A 19,696-nucleotide genomic window follows, 5' to 3' on the forward strand; every position below is an offset into this window, starting at 1 on the left:
TTGGCGCTGGACTAAACAAAGGCCCCCTTTTAGGGGGCTCACACAAAGCCACCTTCTTTAGAAGGTGGTAATTTACTCCGCGTTCTCCATTTCACCTGCGAGTTCATTCGTAATTATTCGCGAAGATGTTGGCTAATCTGAGCATCTTACAGGGGTGAAAGCTTAGTTACGTGTGTTTGTTCTCACTGTTTTCTCTGTACCACTTCTACGCTTTTGTTGTCGGTTGTCTAATCATTATTCTCACCGTAAAGTCTGATTAAAATTTAATCGTTTTTATTTTAATGCCTTAGCAAACTCAGGGTCTTACACCCCTTGTTGTAGCTGCATAAAGGCTGTACAATTCGCGCCCTTATTCTTGTTTCAGTCATTGAGAGGCAACATGACCACTGAAAAAATCAATCTACTCGACTTTGATCGCAAAGGCATGCGTCAGTTTTTCGCGGAAGAACTTGGCGAGAAAGCGTTTCGTGCCGATCAGGTTATGAAGTGGATCTACCATTTCGGTGTAGATGACTTCGAAAAAATGACAAACATCAACAAGAAGCTGCGCGAAAAGCTTTTACACAAGTGTGAAATTAAAGCACCAACTGTAGCAGAAGCTCAGCATTCTTCAGACGGCACGATCAAGTGGGCAATGAAGGTTGGTGATCAGGATGTAGAAACGGTTTACATTCCAGAAGATGATCGCGCAACGCTTTGTGTATCTTCTCAAGTAGGTTGTGCATTGGAATGTAAGTTCTGCTCAACAGCACAGCAGGGCTTTAACCGTAACTTGAAAGTTTCAGAGATCATCGGTCAGGTGTGGCGTGCTGCACGTGAAATTGGTCTTGAGAAAGAAACAGGCCGTCGCCCAATTACGAACGTCGTGATGATGGGCATGGGTGAGCCGCTTCTTAATATGAAGAACTTGATTCCTGCATTGGAGTTAATGCTGGATGACCTTGGCTTTGGTTTGTCGAAGCGTCGCGTAACCGTATCAACATCAGGTGTCGTTTCTGGTCTTGATCAGATGACGGGCAAAATCGACGTTGCGTTAGCGATCTCTCTTCATGCGCCAAACGATAAGCTGCGTAGTGAAATCATGCCAATTAACGATCGTTGGGATATTCAAGATTTCCTAGCATCCGTTCGTCGTTACATTGCTTCATCGAATGCAAACCGTGGCAAGGTAACAGTCGAGTACGTGTTGCTTGATCATGTGAACGATGACATGGACCATGCTCGTGAACTGGCTGAATTGATGAAAGACACACCATGTAAGATTAACTTGATTCCGTTTAACCCGTACCCAGGTTCACCTTACAAGAAACCAAGTAACTCACGTATTGATCGCTTCCAAAAAACATTGATGCAATACGAGCACACAGTTACGGTTCGTAAAACACGTGGTGATGACATTGATGCCGCATGTGGTCAGTTGGTCGGTGATGTAATTGACCGAACTAAACGTACGGCAATGCTGAAAGCGTCACGCGGTGCCGATACCATTGAAGTGAAAGCTGTATAAACGACCGGAATTCAAAAATAGCCAGAGCCATTCGCTCTGGCTATTTTGTTTATTGTTTAGGACATTTTCGCCAAGATTTGGGACTATCACTCTTCAACCTAAGGTTATTTGGGTATAATTTCGAATTCCTTTGTCAAAGTTTGGACAAAAGCTTGAGCTATCTGTTAGTTTGAGTGTAAAGAGTTTTTGTCTTCGTTGCGCATTCGCTTATCATGATATGTAACACTAACGATGACACCGATAATTCTCAGCACTTTCTCACATACGTTTTGCTGATTTTTGCAAAACGGGTATTCGCACTCAGATCGCTGAGAGTTTCTTAAAATTATTATTTTTGGTTAACGCGTTTTGGCTAGCTATCTTTAAAGAGGCTTAAGAACAATAACGAAAATACATGACCACGTTAGCCACTAAAACAGATTAAATACCGCCATTATGACAGAACACGAAAATACGAATGAAGTGCCACTCTCTATTGAAGCTGGCACATTACTGAAAAACAAACGTGAATCCTTGGGAATGAGCCAAAAGCAAGTTGCCGACCGCCTGAGGCTTCGCATTTCTGTGATTGAAGATATTGAAAATAACCGATTTGAATCTCAACAAGTCGCGACATTTACGCGTGGTTACTTACGCTCTTACGCTAAATTCGTAGGTCTTGATGAGAAGGTGGTTTTGACGGCGTTAGAGCAGACTGCCGATGCTCAGCCTCAAGAGCAAGAAATTGAAATGCAAAGCTTCTCTCGTAAAACAAAAGACGAGAAGCACAATAGCCGTATTATGCTCCTTACTTGGGTTATCGGGCTAGTCATTATTGGCATTTCAGCTGCATGGTGGTGGCAAAACCAACAAGAGAATAGCCTAACTAAGGAAGTAACGGATTCAAGTGTTGAAGCGCCGCAGCCCACTGCTCAAGAATTAGCTGATATCGATTTGATGACGGCTGAAGAGTTAATCGCAAGCACTCCTGAAGAAGTTGCTTCAACTAATGAAGGTGTTGCTGAATTGACTGAAGCACCCGTTGAGCAAGGGGCGGATCCTTTGCTGACTGAAACTAAAAATACAACAAGCGTAGATTCTGAAGAACCTGTTGCCGTGATTGAAGCGGCGGAAGAGGAACAGCCTGCGCCAGTAGTACCTGAAGGCATGACACTTCTTACTATGAAGTTTAAAGCGGACTGTTGGATTCAAGTAAAAGACACCAATGGTAAAACGCTGGTAAGTGGTACTCATAAGCCAGGACAAGATGTAGAACTTACCGGAAAAGCGCCATTTAAAGTGATATTAGGCGCACCGGAAGGGGTTACAATGACATTTGCAAGTGAACCTGTCGACCTTTCTGGGTATACTTCAGGCAAAGTAGCTAGATTCACTCTACCGTTATAAAAAATTATGCAACACGAATCTCCAATTATTCGTCGTAAATCGACGCGTATTTATGTGGGTGATGTGCCAATTGGTGATGGTGCGCCAATTGCAGTACAGTCAATGACTAACACTCGCACGACTGACGTAGAAGCGACAGTCGCTCAAATCCGAGCACTAGAAAAAGTCGGCGCAGATATCGTTCGAGTTTCTGTACCTACGATGGACGCAGCAGAAGCTTTCAAACTGATTAAACAGCAAGTTTCTGTACCATTAGTGGCTGATATTCATTTCGACTATCGTATCGCGCTGAAAGTGGCGGAGTACGGAGTTGACTGTTTACGTATCAACCCAGGTAACATCGGCAATGAAGAGCGCATTCGCGCTGTTGTTGATTGCGCTCGCGATAAAAATATCCCGATCCGTATTGGTGTCAATGGTGGATCTTTGGAAAAAGACCTACAGATGAAATACGGTGAGCCAACGCCAGAAGCCTTGGTTGAATCGGCGATGCGTCACGTAGATCATCTCGATCGTCTTAACTTTGACCAATTTAAAGTTAGCGTGAAAGCTTCAGACGTTTTTCTTGCGGTGGATTCATATCGTCTGCTGGCGAAGAAAATCGATCAGCCTCTTCATTTAGGTATCACAGAGGCGGGTGGTGCTCGAGCTGGCGCTGTTAAGTCATCTGTTGGCTTAGGTATGCTGTTATCTGAAGGGATAGGCGATACGCTGCGTATCTCTTTGGCTGCCGATCCAGTTGAAGAAATCAAAGTCGGTTTCGACATCCTTAAATCTCTGCGCATTCGCTCTCGAGGCATCAACTTTATTGCGTGCCCAAGCTGCTCACGCCAAGAATTCGATGTGATTGGTACGGTGAATGCACTGGAGCAACGTTTAGAAGACATCATCACGCCAATGGATGTGTCTATCATCGGTTGTGTGGTAAACGGCCCTGGTGAAGCAGAAGTTTCTCACTTAGGTCTAGCAGGTAGTAACAAGAAGAGCGCATTCTACGAAGATGGTAAACGCCAGAAAGAGCGCTTTGATAACGATGACCTTGTGAATAAGCTAGAAGCTAAGATCCGTGCGAAAGCAGCTATGATGAATGGCGAAAACCGCATCGAAGTTAAAGTACAAGATTAATCTCAACGAGAATTACGGTAAGTATTGTGGCAAAAACAATTCAAGCAATTCGAGGCATGAACGATTGCCTCCCAACTCAGTCGCCACTGTGGCAAAAATTAGAAAACACAGTGAAAAATGTAATTAGCGCATACGGTTATAACGAAGTGCGCATGCCAATCGTTGAAGAAACAAACCTATTCAGCCGCGCTGTTGGTGAAGAAACAGACGTCGTTTCAAAAGAAATGTACACCTTTGATGACCGTAACGGCGACAGCCTAACACTTCGCCCTGAAGGTACGGCGGGTTGTGTACGTTCATGTATCCAAAACAGCCTGATCAACCGTGATGAACAGCGTCTGTGGTACATGGGACCTATGTTCCGCCATGAACGTCCGCAGAAAGGTCGTTACCGTCAATTCCACCAGTGTGGTGTTGAGGTGTTTGGTCTAAATGGTCCAGATGTTGATGCAGAGCTTATCATGATGACGGCGCGTTTATGGCGTGAGCTAGGTATCAATGAACATGTCCGTCTTGAGCTGAACTCTATCGGTTCTCAAGAAGACCGCGCAGACTACCGTACTGCACTGGTTGCATTCCTTGAGCAACATATTGATGTGCTAGACGAAGATTGTAAGCGTCGCATGCACACGAACCCATTGCGTGTTCTGGATACGAAGAACCCAGACGTTCAAGCTATTTTAGGTGATGCGCCTCGCCTTTCAGATTACTTGGGTGAAGAATCTAAAGCACACTTCGCAGGTCTATGTGAACTTTTAGACGCCGCAGGTATCAAATACACAGTTAACGAACGTCTAGTTCGTGGTCTGGATTACTACAATCGCACGGTATTTGAGTGGATCACTGAGAGCCTAGGTGCTCAAGGCACTGTATGTGGTGGTGGTCGTTACGATGGCCTTGTAGAGCAATTAGGTGGTAAACCAACACCAGCGGTTGGCTTTGCAATGGGCCTAGAGCGTCTAGTACTGATGCTAGAAACGTTGGAACTGACAGACGTTCGTCGCAGTGTTGACGTGTACGTAGTCACAGCGGGTGAAGGCACCATGATGGCAGGAATGAAGCTAGCAGAACAGCTTCGCGAGTCTGTTCCAGGCGTTCGTGTGATGAATCACTTCGGTGGCGGTAACTTCAAGAAACAGTTTAAACGCGCAGACAAAGTTGGTGCTGTTGTAGCATTAGTTCTGGGTGAAAACGAAGTTGCGGATAATACCGTAGTACTGAAAGACTTGGCTGGTGGTGAGCAAGAGACTTACAACCAAGCAGAAGTTGCAGAAAAGATCGCAGCACTGATTTAAGTCTTTTAGTAATCTAACAAAATTACATCCTAGTTCGTAAGCTAAGGCTCCCAAATGTGGAGCCTTTAAACGAAATAGGAACAATGGCAGCTAAGCTGCCATTTACATGTTTTAAGAGGACAGGAAGTGGAACTTTACGATACTGAAGAACAACAAGTTGAAGCCATTAAAGACTGGTGGAAGGAAAACGGCAAAGCCGTCATCATCGGTGCGGTTGTTGGTTTAGGTGGTCTATTCGGCTGGCGTTACTACCAGGATTCTGTGATTCAGGCGAGTGAAGCAGCTTCTCAAAGCTACACGACAGCAATGAATGCTTTGCAAGACAAAGGCACTGATGCTCAAGCTGACGTGAAAGCTTTCATTGAGTCAAATGAAGTAAAAGAATATTCAGTATTGGCTGCGCTACAACTTGCTAAAGCACAAGTTGAAGCTCAAGACCTTTCTGCTGCATTGGAGCAACTGAAGTGGGCGCAAAGCAACACTCAAGATGCTGCGTTGTTACCATTGATTAGTTACCGCATTGCGCGTATTGAGACGGAAATGGGTAACTTCGACGCTGCAACGGCAGAGCTAAGTAACGTCACTGATACAGCATGGACAGGTCGTATTGCTGAACTTCGTGGCGATATTGCGATTCGCCAAGGTGACAAAGATGCTGCGTACGCTGCGTATACTGAAGCTCAGCAAGCGGCAGATGCAAGCCCGACACTACAAATGAAATTGGACGATCTGGCGAAATAAGGACCGCATTGGATGAAAAGAGTCTTTAAGAAAGCCTTGCTAGGGGCGTTAACAATGGGAGTACTTGCCGGTTGTGCAGGTGAGAAAGACACCATTGTAATGGCGCCACTACCTCAGGTAGACAGTCAGTTTACAACCAGTAGTGAGTGGAGCACATCGGTTGGCGATGGTGTTGGTCATTACTTTTCAAAACTATCCCCTGTATTTGCGAATGATACATTGTTCGTGGCAAGTCGTGATGGCTTAGTAAAAGCGCTGGATCCTGAGAATGGTAAACAACGTTGGCAAACGGACCTAGAAGAAGATGTCATTGCTCGTCTCTCTGGTGGTATCACAGCGGCATACGGAAACCTTTACATTGGTTCTGAGAATGGTGAAGTCATCTCTCTTGACCAAGAAACAGGTGAAATTGTTTGGCGTGTAAAAGTTGGTGGTGAGGTACTGGCGAAGCCAGTTGCAGATTCAGGCCTTATTATCATCAATACTAGCCGAGGCATGTTGATTGCCCTTAATGAGAGTACAGGTGAGCAACGCTGGGCATTGAGCACAGAAGTGCCGAACTTAACTTTACGTGGCGACAGTACTCCGACTGCAATTGGCGGCGGTGTATTTTGGGGAACGGCAAATGGCCGACTCGCAGCTGCTATCGTTGAGCGTGGTCAGTTGATTTGGCAACAGCCTGTTGGTACGCCAAAAGGCGCGACAGAAATTGATCGTTTGGTTGACGTTGATTCATCGCCAATTGTGCTAGGCGGTACTCTTTTCACCATTGGATACAATGGTCAACTTATCGCCATTGACTTGCGTTCAGCGAACCCGATTTGGAAGCGTAATTACTCATCTGCGACAGACATTTCTACAGATGGTAGTCGCATCTTTGTGATAACGGAAAAAGATCATGTTGTTGCCGTTGATTCACGAAGCGGGACTGAGTTGTGGGAAAACAGCTTGCTTGAGCACCGACAACTTACAGCGCCAGTTATTGTTGGCAATTATCTCGTTGTCGGTGACACGCTTGGTTACCTTCACTGGATGGATCGTTCAACGGGCGAATTTGTTGCGCAGCAGTTTGTCGATGATAGCGGCTTGGCTGTTGGCCCGACGTTATTGTCGGATGGTTATGTGATTACAACTCGCAACGGCGATGTAAAGAAACTAACCATTAACGAATAATATCGTGATATAATTCACATTCGGCTCCTGGCTGGTGACAGCTAGGAGCCGTTTTGTTGTTTGAATTTATTAACCCTGACGTGGTTATAGGTAAAAAGCTGGTTTGATTTGGCATCGAGCAAGTCGTTACCTATAACTACAGAAGAAAGATTATTGTAGAGGTTGTTATGGTACCTGTTGTAGCTCTAGTAGGGCGTCCGAACGTAGGTAAATCTACACTATTTAACCGATTGACTCGCACTCGTGACGCGTTGGTTGCGGACTTTCCAGGCCTAACGCGAGACCGTAAATATGGCCAGGCGAGACTTGGTGAAGAGCACGAATTCATTGTGATTGATACTGGTGGTATCGATGGCACAGAAGAAGGCGTGGAAACAAAGATGGCAGAACAGTCATTAGCCGCGATTGATGAGGCTGATGTTGTATTGTTCCTTGTTGACGGTCGTGCTGGTCTGACACCTTCAGATGAAGCAATTGCTGCTCATCTGCGTAAAATTGAAAAGCCAGCGATGCTGGTAGTAAACAAAATCGATGGTATTGATGCCGATGCGGCGTGTGCTGACTTTTGGCAGCTCGGCGTGGATGATATGTACCAGATTGCGGCCGCTCATGGCCGTGGTGTGACCGCTTTGCTTGAGCGTGCTTTATCTCCATTCTTTGATGATCTACTAACAAGTGAGTCTGAAGACGGTGAGATTGAAGACCTGACTGGATTCGAAGACGAAGAGCCTCTTGTTGAAGATTACACTGAAGAAGACGCAGAAGCTGAATTCAAACGCCTTCAAGAGCAGCCGATTAAGTTGGCGATCATCGGTCGTCCTAACGTAGGCAAATCGACACTGACTAACCGTATTCTGGGTGAAGAACGTGTGGTTGTATACGATATGCCTGGTACAACGCGCGATTCTATCTACATCCCGATGGAGCGTGATGGACGCGAATACGTACTAATTGACACCGCAGGTGTTCGTCGTCGTGGTCGTATCAATGAAACGGTTGAAAAGTTCTCTGTTGTTAAGACGCTGAAAGCGGTAGAAGATGCAAACGTCGTTCTACTGGTGATTGATGCTCGTGAAAATATTTCAGACCAAGACCTAAGCTTGCTTGGTTTTGCACTGAATGCTGGCCGCTCAATTGTCATCGCCGTTAACAAGTGGGATGGTCTAGACAGTGACGTGAAAGAAAGCGTGAAGAAAGAACTGGACCGCCGTCTAGGATTCGTCGACTTCGCGCGTATCCACTTTATCTCTGCGCTGCACGGTACTGGCGTTGGTCACTTGTTTGAATCTATCCAAGAAGCATATAACTCGGCGACAACGCGTGTGGGTACGTCAGTACTGACGCGTATCATGAAGATGGCTGTGGATGATCACCAACCGCCAATGGTTCGTGGTCGTCGTATCAAACTCAAATACGCACACGCAGGTGGTTACAACCCACCGATCGTTGTTATCCACGGTAACATGGTTCGTGAATTGCCAGATTCGTATAAACGTTATCTGATGAACTACTTCCGTAAGTCTCTGGAAATTATGGGAACACCGATTCGCATTAACTTCCACAACAGTGATAACCCATACGAGAACCGTACGAATAAGCTTACGCTATCACAAGAGCGTAAACGTAAGCGTATGATGTCGATGGTGAAAAACCGCAATAAATAATGAAATTCGAATACCCAAGTTTCTACTTGGGTATTTTTTTATCAAAAGTAATCGTAAAAATGACTATCACAGCAACAAAGACTCGTTTTTGTCATCAAACATGGCAATTAGAAGCACAAATACAGCTCGTTCAATATACGGAAGAAGTGACTTACGTTATTACAGATGTCACGCCGTTCCATCCCGTTAGTCACATATGGCCGGATCACCCTGCAGACAAAGGAACGTTGAAGGTGAATGGGGCTGAGCATGACGTAGTAGATTGCCAAGTTGGGGCAGTGGAGCAGGAAAGTGGTGCTCTGTATGTGGGTAGTGACATCCCTGTAAAGCGTGATGCTGAAGGTTGGGTGTTTGTCGTCGTGCATGTTTTATCACGTACGGAATCACTTGTTACTGATGATTTGGTGACATTGGCGGTAGATAAGGATTACCAACGCGCTTTGAGTCGAGGCCACACTGCAGGACACTTAGCGTATTTGGCGTTGAATAAAGTACTAGCGGAAGACTATTGGCGAAAAGACGCAGACCGCAAAGACCCACATGGTTATTATGACTTTAATAGCTATGCACAAGTTACGAGTTATGTTACTCCAGACAAGTGCCTCGATACGTACCGTTTAGGCAAAACACTCCGTAAAAGAGGATTAAACAGTGCAGATATGCTGAATGACCTCCAGGCGATTGCAGAAAAAGTGAATGGCCAACTGGTTGAATGGCTTCAAAGAGGTGCGATGATCACCATGGAATGCCACGGCGATAGATTAACGGATTCTCGCTATTGGAAGTGCGATTTAGGGGAAGGTCAATTAGCGGTAATCCCTTGTGGTGGAACGCATGCGAGCCATTTAAATGAGTTTGCTTTTATCCAAGTTAAACTCGTTAAGCTCGACGCTCAAACTATCGAAATGCACACCAATGTAAACACTGCTTTCTGAATAAGATCTTTTTATTAAATTCTAATTTTACGTTTAATTAAATTGCTATAAGGTTTTTTATTCTGCCTTAAATTGGAATGCAGAATATGTAACTTATGCTTTCGGTGTGTGGTTATATAAATATTCTTTTAAGGGGTGATCGCTGATCAAGGAGTAAATATCAGACGATCAGTATAAGATCCTACGTATCAAGTATGGTTATCGCCTCGTGAAACTTGTTAGGGAGGTGATGAAGATCAACATACTTGTTCGTTATTTTGAGTAGCATGCGTTACTCGAAATTGCTTAGTTTAGAGAGAGGAACGGGATATGCAGCAGAACATTTGCCCGACTTGCAATGTCGAACTGGAATGGACAGGACAATACCATTGTGCACAGTGTGAATCGGATTTTAAAAAGGTAGGTTTTTGCCCTGATTGTGAGGCGGAGCTGGAGAAGCTGCAAGCATGCGGTGCTGCGAGTTACTTTTGTAATGTGTGTAATGAACTCAAATCAAAATCACGTGTCCGATTTGAGTTCCAGAAAGTCAGTTAACCAGAGTTTGTATTCAGTTAACGGTAGAACGAACGTCACCTTCGGCTAACCGGGTAATCAATACATCTCCCGACTTTACATCTGAAGATTGCGTAATTACTTTACCTTGCTCAGTTTGAGTAATTGAGTAACCTCGTTTCAATGTCGCTAGTGGGCTGACGGTGTCCAACTTTTCTGCGGCAATCGCGAGTTGATGGCGCATAGTCAGTAATTTGCGATCCATTGCATCCATGAGCTTTTGCTCAACACGTTCTAGCTTCGACTTCTGCTCGGCAAGGCGTGTTACAGGAGAATTTAATTGCAGCCGATAATGTTGACGCTCGATTCGCTGTTGACGCAAGGCAATAAAACGACTCATCGCTCGCTGTAAGCGCATGTCCAACTCATCTAACTGTTGCGTCTGACGTTGCAAGCGATAGCTTGGGTGCTGTCTCTCTAGACGGTGCACTAATTGAGCAGATTGCTGCTTTTGTTGTGCTAGGTAGTAACGCATCGCGCTCGCTAACTTATGCTGGCGGGTAACTAAAGCTTGATCTTTGTGGCTGTTATCACGGCTTACTAGCTCAGCGGCTGCTGATGGAGTAGGCGCGCGTACGTCGGCGACAAAATCAGCTATTGTCACGTCAACTTCATGTCCAACGGCGCTAATAATAGGAATTTGGCTTGCTGCAATCGTGCGAGCTAATATCTCGTTGTTAAAGCACCATAAGTCTTCTAATGAACCACCACCTCGGCCCACAATTAGTACATCACATTCATCACGGCTGTTAGCGCGACCAATGGCTTGTGCAATTTGAATGGCTGCGTCCTCACCTTGTACCACTGTCGGATAAATCACAACAGGTAGGGAAGGATCACGACGTTTCAATACGTCTAAGATATCGTAAAGCGCGGCACCAGTTTTCGATGTGATGACGCCAACACGTTTAGGGTGCTCAGGCAAAGATTGCTTATTGATTTGCGCGAACAACCCTTCTGCTGCAAGCTTCATTTTCAGCTCTTCAAACTCTTGCTGAAGTCGGCCGTCACCTTCCGGTTGCATGCTTTCGATGATCAATTGGTAGTCACCGCGAGGCTCATAAAGAGAAAGACGAGCTTTTACTAGGACTTGATTACCGTTAGCGGGCTTGAAAGTAACGCGGCGATTGTTACCACGAAACATGGCACATTTAACTTGAGCGCGAGAGTCTTTAAGAGTGAGGTACCAGTGACCAGAGACAGGAGCTGAAAAGTTGGATATCTCTCCGACGAGCCAAACGATCCCCATTTCGTTTTCAAGGAGTAAACGAACTTCTGCGTTGAGACGAGAAACAGTAAAGATGTTTTGATTGGTCTTGGAGAGCACAGCTAATCTCTTAGACGTGAGTATGGAAATTAGCGGCAATATAATACATAGCAAGGGGGTAATTGCAAGAAAAAAATTAAAAAATTTGTGGTCAAGCGATTGCGTTAACCGTATAATCCCTCCGCAATATCTAATCCAAATGTAGCTTGTTGCTAACGCAGGTTACCCTCATTATGCGAAACGATGAGATTGGATTGTTCTTTTTACTCCTCTAATTGTGAGATATTGCAAATGCTAAGAATTGCCAAAGAAGCGCTGACATTCGATGACGTACTACTTGTGCCAGCACACTCCACCGTTCTCCCAAACACAGCTGATCTTCGCACTCAGCTAACTAAGAACATCACCCTAAACATCCCAATGATTTCAGCGTCTATGGACACTGTTACTGAAGCTCGTCTAGCAATTGCGCTAGCGCAAGAGGGTGGCATTGGCTTTATCCACAAGAACATGTCTATTGAGCAGCAGGCAGCCGAAGTTCGTAAAGTTAAGAAGTTCGAAGCTGGTATGGTAACTGACGCGGTTACTGTAAACCCTGACGCGACCATCGCTGATGTTGTTGCACTCACTGAAAAGCATGGTTTTGCAGGTTTCCCTGTTGTCACTGAGAGCAATGAGCTTGTTGGTATTATCACTGGTCGTGACGTTCGTTTTGTGACGGACCTTTCTAAGAAAGTATCTTCAGTAATGACGCCAAAAGAGAAGTTGGCAGCAGTTAAAGAAGGTGCAACACGAGAAGAAGTGCAAGAGAAAATGCACGAAGCTCGTGTAGAGAAAGTATTGGTTGTGAATGATGAGTTCCAACTAACCGGTATGATTACTGCGAAAGACTTCCACAAAGCAGAACGTAAACCAAACGCATGTAAAGATGAGCGTGGTCGCCTACGTGTTGGCGCAGCCGTTGGTGCTGGCGCTGGTAACGAAGAGCGTGTTGCTGCTCTAGTTGAAGCAGGCGTTGACATTCTACTTATCGACTCTTCACACGGACATTCTGAAGGTGTACTAAACCGCATCCGCGAAACTCGCGCTGCTTACCCAGATCTAGACATCATCGGTGGTAACGTAGCAACAGGTGCTGGTGCTAAAGCACTAATCGAAGCTGGCGTAAGCGCAGTGAAAGTTGGTATCGGCCCTGGTTCTATCTGTACAACTCGTATTGTAACGGGTGTGGGAGTTCCACAAATCACTGCAATCGCAGATGCGGCAGAAGTGGCTAATGATTATGGTATTCCGGTTATTGCTGACGGTGGTATCCGTTTCTCAGGTGATATCTGTAAAGCAATCGTAGCTGGCGCATCATGTGTGATGGTTGGTTCTATGTTTGCTGGTACTGAAGAAGCGCCGGGTGAAGTGATTCTATACAATGGCCGTTCTTACAAGTCTTACCGCGGCATGGGTTCTCTTGGTGCTATGTCTCAAGGTTCTTCTGACCGTTACTTCCAGTCTGACAACGCAGCGGACAAGCTAGTACCAGAAGGCATTGAAGGTCGTATCGCATACAAAGGCCGTCTAAAAGAGATCGTACACCAACAAATGGGTGGTCTACGTTCAAGCATGGGTCTAACTGGTTCTGCAACTATCGAAGATATGCGTACGAAAGCTGAATTTGTACGTATCTCTGGTGCAGGTATGCAAGAGTCTCATGTACACGATGTTCAAATTACTAAGGAAGCGCCGAACTACCGTCTAGGGAACTAATTACCTAACGGAAACGTTTGCTTTTTCCTTGAAGCATTAAGAAGAGGCGAGTACACTCGCCTCGGTTTTAATCACTTAGCCTTAAAAAGACTGCTCAAAATGACTAAAAATATCCATGACCAACGTATTCTGATCTTGGACTTCGGTTCTCAGTACACTCAATTAGTAGCACGCCGCGTACGTGAAATCGGCGTTTACTGTGAACTATGGAGCTGGGATGTAGAAGAAGCGGATATTCGCGAATTCAACCCAGATGGCATTATCCTATCTGGCGGTCCAGAAAGCGTAACGGAAGAGAACTCTCCACGCGCGCCTCAATATGTGTTTGATTCTGGTGTTCCTTTGCTTGGCGTATGTTACGGCATGCAAACCATGGCGGAACAGTTAGGAGGCAAAGTAGCGGGCTCTAACGAACGTGAGTTTGGCTACGCTCAGGTTAAAGTTTCTGGTGAATGTGCTCTATTTAAAGACCTTGAAGCAACTCAAGACGTTTGGATGAGCCATGGCGACAAAGTAGTAGAGATCCCAGCCGATTTCGTAAAAGTTGGTGAGACAGACACTTGTCCTTACGCTGCGATGGCGAACGAAGAGAAGAAATACTACGGTGTTCAGTTCCACCCAGAAGTGACACACACAAAAGGTGGCCTACAAATGCTTGAGAACTTTGTTCTTGGCGTATGTGGCTGTGAGCGTCTATGGACTTCGGAATCTATCATCGAAGACGCGGTTGCTCGCATTAAAGAGCAAGTGGGTGACGACGAAGTTATCCTAGGTCTATCTGGTGGTGTTGATTCATCGGTAGTTGCGATGCTGGTTCACCGTGCAATCGGCGACAAGCTAACGTGTGTATTTGTTGATAACGGTCTACTGCGTCTAAACGAAGGTCAACAAGTAATGGATATGTTCGGCGACCAATTTGGTTTGAACATCATCAAAGTTGACGCTGAAGAACGCTTCCTAAAAGCACTTGAAGGCAAGTCTGACCCAGAAGAGAAGCGTAAGACTATCGGTCACGTATTCGTAGATGTATTCGATGAAGAGTCTAAGAAGCTGAAAAACGCGAAATGGCTAGCTCAAGGTACGATTTACCCTGATGTAATCGAGTCAGCTGCATCTAAGACTGGTAAAGCGCACGTGATCAAATCGCACCACAACGTGGGCGGTCTTCCAGATGACATGGAAATGGGTCTTGTTGAGCCACTACGTGAGTTGTTCAAAGATGAAGTACGTAAGATTGGTCTAGAGCTAGGCCTGCCTTATAACATGCTTTACCGCCACCCATTCCCAGGTCCTGGTCTAGGTGTTCGTGTTCTTGGTGAAATCAAGAAAGAGTACTGCGACTTGCTACGCCGTGCTGATGCTATCTTTATTGAAGAGCTTCACGCTGCAGACCTATATGACAAAGTATCTCAAGCGTTCACGGTATTCCTACCAGTTCGTTCTGTTGGTGTAATGGGCGATGGCCGTAAGTACGATTGGGTTGTGTCTCTACGTGCGGTAGAAACTATCGACTTCATGACTGCTCATTGGGCACACCTACCATACGACTTCCTAGGTAAGGTTTCTAACCGTATTATCAACGAAGTTGATGGCATTTCTCGTGTTGTTTACGACATTTCAGGTAAGCCACCAGCGACTATCGAGTGGGAATAATGCTCCTTTAAGAAAGGTCTGGCATTAACAGGCACCAAATCATACTTAAGTCCGCGTAATTGCGGACTTTTTTTGCTTTTGGCTTAGTCATTTTTGGCAATGTCTGGCAACGCCAAGCACGGTTTGACCGTGGTATTTTGATGGGTATGATTCATCGGTAATGCCATGGATTACGCCCGATACCATGCTGAGTGTTTTTGATGGGACATGGTATTAAATTTACATATCTATCTGTTTTATAAATATTAATCTCTATTTTTTTAGAGGTTTTTCAGCATGGTATCAAACAAGAATAAAAGGTCGAAACATGCTGACTGATACCAAGCTACGCAATCTCAAACCCAAAGATAAACTTTACAAAGTCAATGACCGTGATGGCCTCTATGTTGCTGTCACTACCGCAGGCTCTATCTCTTTTCGCTACAACTACTCGATCAATGGCAGACAAGAAACTATTACCTTTGGTCGTTACGGAGTAGGAGGCATCACGTTAGCTGAAGCGCGTGAGCGTCTCAATGAAGCGAAGCGAATGGTTACTGATGGAAAGTCACCGGCCAAAGAGAAAGCACGTGCTAAGGCGAGAACGAAAGATGCTGAAACCTTTGGTGCCTGGGCTCAGAAATGGCTGCGTGGCTATCAGATGGCCGAATCTACCCGGGATATGCGTCGCTCAGTCTATGCACGAGAGTTAGAGGGCAAATTTGGCAATCAGAAGCTGACCGAAATCACCCATGAAGATCTGCGAGCACTGACTGATGCGATAGTAGAGCGTGGCGCGCCCGCAACGGCTGTACACACGCGTGATATTGTACTCCAGGTGTATCGGTGGGCAATTGAGAGAGGGCAGAAAGTTGAGAACCCGGCAGATTTGGTGAGGCCTGCAAGTATCGCTCGGTTTGAGCCAAGAGACCGAACATTAACACCTGCTGAGATCGGTTTGATGTACCGCTATATGGAAAAGGTAGGAACCACGCCTTCGATTCGTGCTGCGGTAAAGTTGCTTTTGCTGACTATGGTACGTAAAAGCGAGTTAACCAATGCAACTTGGAGTGAAATTAACTTTAGCGAAGCGTTGTGGACAATCCCTAAAGAAAGGATGAAACGACGTAACCCGCATCTGGTGTTTTTGTCACGCCAGGTGATGGATATTTTGATCGCCTTGAAGACATTTGCCGGTGGATCTGATTACATTCTTCCTTCCCGTTATGACTCAGATGCCCCAATGAGTAGTGCAACGATGAATCGAGTATTGGCATTGACGTATAAAGCTGCTCAGAAAGATGGTCAGTCCTTAAGTAAGTTTGGACCGCATGACCTACGTAGAACAGCGAGTACACTGCTGCATGAAGCTGGATACAACACGGATTGGATAGAAAAATGCCTGGCGCACGAACAGAAAGGGGTGAGGGCAGTTTACAACAAAGCTGAATATCGAGAGCAACGTGCATCAATGCTACAGGACTGGGCAGATATGATTGATGAGTGGACAATGAAAACATATTTATCTCATTGATTTGTATGTCACTTACTCTTTGCTAAGATGAGTTACTTTGCCGTATAAATTCAAGGTGAAAACTGTTATATTGAGTACTAAGTTTTTATAACTTAACCATTGTTTAAACGCATATGTTCTTAAAACAGACTTCGGCTAGAAAAATAAATGAATAGAACAGCATATTATAACTATATTGATGAAAAAATTCATACCTTAGCTTACAGAATCGAAACCAACGGTAAGCTAAATATGTTGCATTTGCATATGCACTCAGAAAGCTTCTACTTACATCTTTTGAATTTATTATACGGTTATGAACTTGAAAACCTCAATAAGGTTTTACAGAATGTTGAAGCTATTGACTTAATTGATCATAAAAACAAAATAATTATCCAAGTGTCTTCTACTTGCACAAAAAACAAAGTCGAGTCTGCTTTAGAAAAAGAAATAATAAAAAATTACTTAAGTTATAAATTTAAGTTTATTTCAATATCAAAAGATGCGTCAAATTTAAGGAAGAGTAAATTTAAAAATCCACATGGAATTTCTTTTTCACCATCACGAGATATTATTGATATAACATCAATATTGAATGAGATTTTACAAAAAGATATAGCTGGACAAATGTCTGTTTATAGTTTCATTAAAGGTGAGTTAGGCAATGGTGTTGATGTTGCGAAGTTAGACTCTAATCTTGCTATTATTATAAATATTCTAGCAAAAGAAAATTGGCATGGTAATGTGGGTGAGTCTACTGTCAAACAGTTTGAAATAGAAAGAAAAATATCTCATAATGAATTAGATAGCGCTAAAGATTTGATAGAAGAATATAGCCTGTTCCATGGGAGAGTTGATTCTAAATATTCTGTTTTTGATAGTCAAGGTAGTAACAAAAGTAGTTCTGTTTTGGCGACAATTAAGAGAGAGTATATTAAGTCTAAGAAAGGAGCTTCTGATTCAGATGAAATATTCTTTAATGTCATTGAAGTGCTAAAGAATAAAGTTATTGAAAGTGCTAATTACAGTGAGATTCCTATAGATGAACTTGAGTTATGTATAGATATACTAGTTGTAGATGCATTTGTTAGATGTAAAATAATGGATAACCCGGAAGGATATAGTTATGCTGCTTCCTGATAATATTCATCCAGATAATAGTGTTTATTACAACGGAGCTATTGTTCTTAAAATTCTTCAAGAATATAAGAAAGTAGAGTTATTAGAGCTTTATGAAAAAGTAAGAGAAGTAAAAACTATATCATTTCCATTGTTTATATTATGTCTAGATTGGTTATATTTGATTGATGTGGCGGTTTTAAACTCGGGTGACGTTGAATTATGTTTATAAAAAAAATTATTATAGCCACTCCATCTCATATTATTCGTGAGATACCTTTCCATAAGGGGTTAAATCTTGTTGTTGATGAGAGTGATGGTCAGGTAACTGGTAATAGTGTCGGAAAAACTACCGTATTGAAGTTGATTGATTTTTGTCTTGGAGCCAAGCCAAAAATCATATATGAAGACCCTGAGAATAAAAAAGAGATCTATTCACTAGTCAAAGGCTACCTAGTGGATAATAATGTATCAATATTTCTCTATTTATCAGAAAATTTAGACGATGAGAACTCAAGAACAGTTGTTATAGAAAGGAATTTTCTCGCTAGAAGTAAAATTATAAGAAAAATAGATGGGATTAAATATACCGAGAGCGAATTTGAAGATAAACTCACGGAAATATTTTTTCCTAGCCAAGTTGGGAAAAAACCAACATTTCGTCAAATTATATCACATAATATTCGCTATAGTGATCTCAGTGTATCTAATACATTAAAAACACTCGATAATTATACTAGTGATGCAGAATATGAAACTTTATATCTGTATTTATTAGGGTGTGATTTTTCTCAGGGAAGCTCTAAACAGAAGATTCTTCAAGATATACATCAAGAAAATGTGTTTAAAAATCGATTGGAAAAAGTACAAACAAAATCAGCGTACGAAGCTGCGCTTGCTATTGTTGAGACTGAAATTGATGAGTTAGATAGAAAAAAATCTTCATTAAACATTAACGAGAACTTTGAAAGAGATCTTAATAAACTAAACAAAGTTAGATATGAAATTAACCGCGTAAGTAATGATTTGGGTAACCTTAATTTAAGGAAAGATTTAATAGAAGAAACAAAATCAGAGTTATCTTCTACTGCTTCTTATATTGATTTATCTCAATTGGAATCAATCTATAATCAAGCTTCTAATAATTTAGGTAAATTAAATAAGACTTTCGGTGAGTTAGTAAGTTACCATAATAAAATGGTGAATGAACGAATTTCTTATATTACAAAAGAACTTCCAATAATAGAAAGTAAAATAAAGTCAAAAAATCATGAATTAAATAATTTTTTGAAAGTGGAAAAAGATTTAGCAGAACTGGTGTCGAAAAGTTCCTCCTTTGAGGATCTTGAAGTGCTAATATCGAAACTTAATGATAAGTATCGTGATAAAGGCGAGTTTGAAAGTATTATAAGTCAATTGATAGAGGTTGAAGAAAATATACAAAATTATGAGTCACAATTAAGTGATATAGATAATGAATTGTTTTCTGATGAATTTGAGGCAGTGGTTAAACAGCAGGTTAACAGATTTAATAAGCATTTTTCAGCCACGTCCCAGAATCTCTATGGTGAAAAGTACGCTTTAAAATATGATAAAATAATAAATAAAAAAGGTCAGAGATTATACAAGTTCTCTGCGTTTAATACTAATTTTAGCTCAGGAAAAAAACAGGGTGAAATTTCTTGTTTTGACATTGCTTATACTCTTTTTGCAGATGAAGAAAATATACCGTGTATGCATTTTTTATTAAATGATAAAAAAGAGCTAATGCATGATAATCAACTAGTAAAAATAGCTGATTTAGTTGATAAAAATAACGTTCAATTTGTTGCGTCAATTTTGAAAGATAAATTGCCAGATTCTCTAAATAATGAAGATTATTTTGTGGTTAAACTATCTGAGAGTGATAAATTATTTAGAATTGAGTATTTAGAAGATTAAGTTTTTAACGATTGATATAGTTACTAAGGATAAGGTTAGTCGATGATCTTATCCTAACCTTACCTTCTAAGATTCTGACAGGGTTTGG

General features: G+C 42.9%; 16 protein-coding genes. 15 read left to right on the forward strand and 1 reads right to left on the reverse strand.

Annotated elements, in window-relative coordinates; translation table 11 throughout:
- Window positions 1-379: 379 nt before the first annotated feature.
- The 9 genes from R7P36_RS23840 to R7P36_RS23880 all read left to right on the forward strand — a co-directional run bounded on the left by R7P36_RS23840 (window position 380) and on the right by R7P36_RS23880 (window position 10,360).
- A complete protein-coding gene (locus R7P36_RS23840) occupies window positions 380-1,507 on the forward strand; it encodes a bifunctional tRNA (adenosine(37)-C2)-methyltransferase TrmG/ribosomal RNA large subunit methyltransferase RlmN (RefSeq protein WP_017633913.1) in 1,128 nt (375 codons plus the stop codon).
- Window positions 1,508-1,942: 435 nt separating this feature from the next.
- Entirely contained in the window at window positions 1,943-2,893 is a 951-nt protein-coding gene (gene rodZ, locus R7P36_RS23845; protein ID WP_213900120.1) for a cytoskeleton protein RodZ, read from the forward strand.
- A 6-nt stretch (window positions 2,894-2,899) separates the two neighbouring features.
- Window positions 2,900-4,018 carry a flavodoxin-dependent (E)-4-hydroxy-3-methylbut-2-enyl-diphosphate synthase gene (gene ispG, locus R7P36_RS23850; protein WP_005381699.1) on the forward strand — a complete coding sequence of 373 codons (1,119 nt, stop codon included), beginning with the start codon at window positions 2,900-2,902 and terminating at the stop codon, window positions 4,016-4,018.
- Window positions 4,019-4,044: 26 nt separating this feature from the next.
- Complete coding sequence (gene hisS / locus R7P36_RS23855) at window positions 4,045-5,313, forward strand: histidine--tRNA ligase (RefSeq protein ID WP_005381698.1); 1,269 nt, start codon at window positions 4,045-4,047, stop codon at window positions 5,311-5,313.
- Window positions 5,314-5,439: 126 nt separating this feature from the next.
- Window positions 5,440-6,054 carry a YfgM family protein gene (locus R7P36_RS23860; RefSeq protein ID WP_005381697.1) on the forward strand — a complete coding sequence of 205 codons (615 nt, stop codon included), beginning with the start codon at window positions 5,440-5,442 and terminating at the stop codon, window positions 6,052-6,054.
- Window positions 6,055-6,066: 12 nt separating this feature from the next.
- Window positions 6,067-7,227, forward strand: coding sequence for an outer membrane protein assembly factor BamB (gene bamB, locus R7P36_RS23865; protein WP_005381696.1), 1,161 nt, complete (start codon window positions 6,067-6,069; stop codon window positions 7,225-7,227).
- A 167-nt stretch (window positions 7,228-7,394) separates the two neighbouring features.
- Entirely contained in the window at window positions 7,395-8,891 is a 1,497-nt protein-coding gene (der, locus tag R7P36_RS23870) for a ribosome biogenesis GTPase Der (RefSeq protein ID WP_005381694.1), read from the forward strand.
- A 59-nt stretch (window positions 8,892-8,950) separates the two neighbouring features.
- Complete coding sequence (locus tag R7P36_RS23875) at window positions 8,951-9,826, forward strand: alanyl-tRNA editing protein (RefSeq protein ID WP_213900121.1); 876 nt, start codon at window positions 8,951-8,953, stop codon at window positions 9,824-9,826.
- A gap of 309 nt (window positions 9,827-10,135) precedes the next feature.
- On the forward strand, window positions 10,136-10,360 hold the full coding sequence (locus R7P36_RS23880) for a zinc ribbon domain-containing protein (RefSeq protein ID WP_005381691.1): 225 nt from the start codon (window positions 10,136-10,138) through the stop codon (window positions 10,358-10,360).
- A gap of 13 nt (window positions 10,361-10,373) precedes the next feature.
- On the opposite strand, the gene xseA is transcribed toward R7P36_RS23880, so the two are convergent.
- Window positions 10,374-11,705 carry an exodeoxyribonuclease VII large subunit gene (gene xseA, locus R7P36_RS23885; RefSeq protein ID WP_017633909.1) on the reverse strand — a complete coding sequence of 444 codons (1,332 nt, stop codon included), beginning with the start codon at window positions 11,703-11,705 and terminating at the stop codon, window positions 10,374-10,376.
- Between the two features lie 231 nt (window positions 11,706-11,936).
- Here xseA and guaB point away from each other — a divergent pair, with 231 nt between their 5' ends.
- From guaB to R7P36_RS23915, 6 genes are all read left to right on the forward strand, one after another.
- Window positions 11,937-13,403 carry an IMP dehydrogenase gene (guaB, locus tag R7P36_RS23890; RefSeq protein WP_017633908.1) on the forward strand — a complete coding sequence of 489 codons (1,467 nt, stop codon included), beginning with the start codon at window positions 11,937-11,939 and terminating at the stop codon, window positions 13,401-13,403.
- 99 nt (window positions 13,404-13,502) lie between these two features.
- The gene (gene guaA / locus R7P36_RS23895; RefSeq protein WP_005383721.1) at window positions 13,503-15,056 is read left to right on the forward strand and encodes a glutamine-hydrolyzing GMP synthase; all 1,554 of its coding nucleotides are present in this window, start codon (window positions 13,503-13,505) and stop codon (window positions 15,054-15,056) included.
- A gap of 307 nt (window positions 15,057-15,363) precedes the next feature.
- Window positions 15,364-16,569, forward strand: coding sequence for a tyrosine-type recombinase/integrase (locus R7P36_RS23900; protein WP_031430517.1), 1,206 nt, complete (start codon window positions 15,364-15,366; stop codon window positions 16,567-16,569).
- Window positions 16,570-16,716: 147 nt separating this feature from the next.
- Window positions 16,717-17,688 carry an ABC-three component system protein gene (locus R7P36_RS23905; protein WP_031430519.1) on the forward strand — a complete coding sequence of 324 codons (972 nt, stop codon included), beginning with the start codon at window positions 16,717-16,719 and terminating at the stop codon, window positions 17,686-17,688.
- The gene (locus R7P36_RS23910; RefSeq protein ID WP_000926259.1) at window positions 17,675-17,899 is read left to right on the forward strand and encodes an ABC-three component system middle component 6; all 225 of its coding nucleotides are present in this window, start codon (window positions 17,675-17,677) and stop codon (window positions 17,897-17,899) included. The genes R7P36_RS23905 and R7P36_RS23910 overlap by 14 nt, the downstream gene beginning before the upstream one ends.
- Window positions 17,890-19,608 carry a DUF2326 domain-containing protein gene (locus tag R7P36_RS23915; protein WP_031430523.1) on the forward strand — a complete coding sequence of 573 codons (1,719 nt, stop codon included), beginning with the start codon at window positions 17,890-17,892 and terminating at the stop codon, window positions 19,606-19,608. Before R7P36_RS23910 ends, R7P36_RS23915 begins: the two co-directional genes overlap by 10 nt.
- The last annotated feature ends 88 nt before the right edge of the window (window positions 19,609-19,696 follow it).

Source organism: Vibrio sp. 397 (assembly GCF_033339395.1).
In the GTDB taxonomy this organism is placed as follows: domain Bacteria; phylum Pseudomonadota; class Gammaproteobacteria; order Enterobacterales; family Vibrionaceae; genus Vibrio; species Vibrio alginolyticus.